The sequence below is a fragment of the Bartonella sp. ML70XJBT.G genome (assembly GCF_028618575.1).
Lineage (GTDB): Bacteria > Pseudomonadota > Alphaproteobacteria > Rhizobiales > Rhizobiaceae > Bartonella.
In genome coordinates, this window is sequence record NZ_JAQITA010000063.1 from 1 (window position 1) to 2,814 (window position 2,814).

General features: G+C 36.0%; 1 protein-coding gene. It reads right to left on the reverse strand.

The window, feature by feature from the left end; all coding sequences use genetic code 11:
• The coding region (locus tag PVV64_RS10190; protein ID WP_273760873.1) for a DEAD/DEAH box helicase family protein at positions 1-1,574 on the reverse strand (1,574 nt) is incomplete at its 3' end.
• Positions 1,575-2,814: the final 1,240 nt, after the last annotated feature.

A 2,814-nucleotide genomic window follows, 5' to 3' on the forward strand; every position in this document is an offset into this window, starting at 1 on the left:
GGCGGTGTCTCTTTATAGACCTTATGAAGATTATACAATTCTTTCTGCATTTCTGCAGAATTGAATGTGTCACGGATACGTTCAGAGGTCTTGATATCTTTACAAAAAGCCAAAGCCCGCCGCATGGAATTGGAGTCATCACTCAAATCAACTTTCAGATCTATTTTACTAAGAGCTTGATAACAGCCTATGATCTTGGTTTTATCATCAAGGGTAAGTTCATAATTCTCATCGGTCATCAGATGTTGAATGGATTCACTCACTTCCTCTTCATTAACCCCCAAAACAATAATCTTATAAGGAACTAAGAGTTCATTCTTCACGGCTTTAGAGAATGTATAGGTATAAAGCTCTTTTCCATAAAGCGCTTCATCATCCATAGACGCCAAAATGCCATTCATCTCATGAGCTTGTTTTTTGGCACTATCAGCAAAGATCTTCGGGGTTGCTGTCATATACAGACGTTTTTTACCCCGAATGATGCTGTTATCATGAACTTTGATAAATTCAGATTCATGCTTGTCTGTTCCCAATACAACCCCAGTTGTTCTATGGGCTTCATCGCAAATGATTAGATCAAATTCGGGTAAACCATAGTCTTTTTGTGCATCGGAAATCACTTGAATGGAATGATAAGTTGAAAAGACCACAGTCATCACATCAAGAGAAGTTTTATTGGCTTTACGGGCAAGTTCTTTTGCATCCGTGGTCGCCGGCAAGACAAGATCAGAAGCATCGAGACCAGCTTCATCATCCTGTTTCCCTTTACGACGCTTGCCTACCTGTGTATCCGAACACACTGCAAAGGAACGCAAGGGCACTTCTGTATCCAATGTCCATTCTCTTATTGTTTGTGACATCAAAGCAAGGGAGGGCACTAAAAATAATACACGCTTGCCTTTTCCTGCTATGGTTTCTGCTATTTTAAGACTGGTGAAAGTCTTGCCCGTTCCACATGCCATAATCAGCTTGCCACGGTCTGCTTCTTTTAAGCCTTCACAAACTTTCTCAAGTGCTTCTATCTGATGATCTAAAAGCTTTTTTTTTGGTTGTTCTTTAAGGACAGCTTGTCCTTGTTCTTTATAAGCGCCCCAATCAATTTGACTGTTTTCTAAATCAAACAGATTAATCTGTTGAATACGTACCTCTTGACCATCACAAGTGTTGTGAGCATTATCACTCCAATTGCTTTCGGTGCTATCAACCAAAATACGACGCGTAAAAATCTTTTTCCCAGAGGCAGCGATAAAGCTATCAATATCTTCTTTTTTAATGATGTGAGAAGCATCATAGCATTTACATTGAATAGCCGCATATCCTCCTTGATCACGGATTGTAGCGACCAGATCAATGCCGATATCACGCCCATCTTCATCATGTTCCTCAGCCCATTCCGAATAAGTTTGAACCTTTTCGTATTCTTGCTTTTGCAACGGGTCTTGCATGAGATAAGCCATGACAAGGTTTTCAAACAGCGTTCCCAATTCACGAGGTGATTTTGCTTGTTGACGGTAGAATTCTAAGAGAGAGCGTAGCGTGATTTGTTCATGATCAGACTTAAGAGATTGCAGCATATTACAACAGAGCTCCATTTTGGTATGAGAGGGTTAATTCTCTTCAAAAGAATCGAAATGAAGCTTATTAAATCCATTTTGAACGAATTGAGAAAAAAATGCAGGAAAAGGCGAAAAAACGGATAAATTTTTTCAAAAGGGGTTTAAAAGGCTCTTTATCCACAGCCTATGACGTAAGTCAGATCAACAACAGAATAGTGAAATTTGCTCTTTATTTCACATATCATTCAAGACAAATGCACTATGGGCTTTTAAAACATCAGAATGATCATTTTGATGCATTTTATTATAGGTTTTGAAGGTTTCTCAAACCCTCAAAATACCTTCAAAAATATACTATGGGTTGAATTTAAGGTTGTGTTGTCGATATAGGTTGTATTATTAAAACATTAACATATTGAAATATAATAACTTTTATTTTTTTGATTGAAAAAAATATATAAGGGGGCATAAAAGGAACCTTCAAAACTCATAATCGTAACAATCTTGATAGCATTTCTTATGATTATAAACTGTCTTTTGAAAGGCTTTAAGAGATCACATGCTTTTCATAAGACATGTTTTAATCATGCTCTAAAATGAACACTTTTGTCAGTTCAATTTACAGACAGATAACTGACAAATATATATTTACAGTTGAATTTATGGGTTGTGTTTTAATAAGGGTTGTATCATTAAAATACTAACATATTGAAATATAATGTTTTTAATTTTTTATATCATTTAAAAAAATGCTATAGGGTTTAGAGTGAACTGACTAAACTGACAAAACTCTTTTTACAAAGTCATTGAGATTATTTTCTTTGAAGAAAAGTTGTCTCAGTACCCTGTAAAAGAGTTTTGCCTGTTTGGGAGATTATGTTGAAAAACTCTAAAAATAGATCTCTTTATTATTTGCTATGATGACTTTTGACGAAGGGATGCAAATGAAGAGCATGATCTGTAGTTTATTTATGCGCGTTATAAAGTGCAGGATAGGGGGATGAGCAGAGAATTTATTCTCTCTTATTGATAGTGTCTTAAGGCATTAACTGGGAATATTGTGGCCATAAACATTGACTTAGGAAACAGTTTTGGTTACATGGTTAATGATATGTGTATGGGGGAGAGATTTTCACACAATTTAAATCAAGCAGGATTTTGGTGCAATTTGTATTGGGTTGCAGAGATATGTGCTGTTATTCAAAATCGTCATAGGATAATATTGGTTTGAGTGGTATTGTTAAAAGTTCATGAGGCG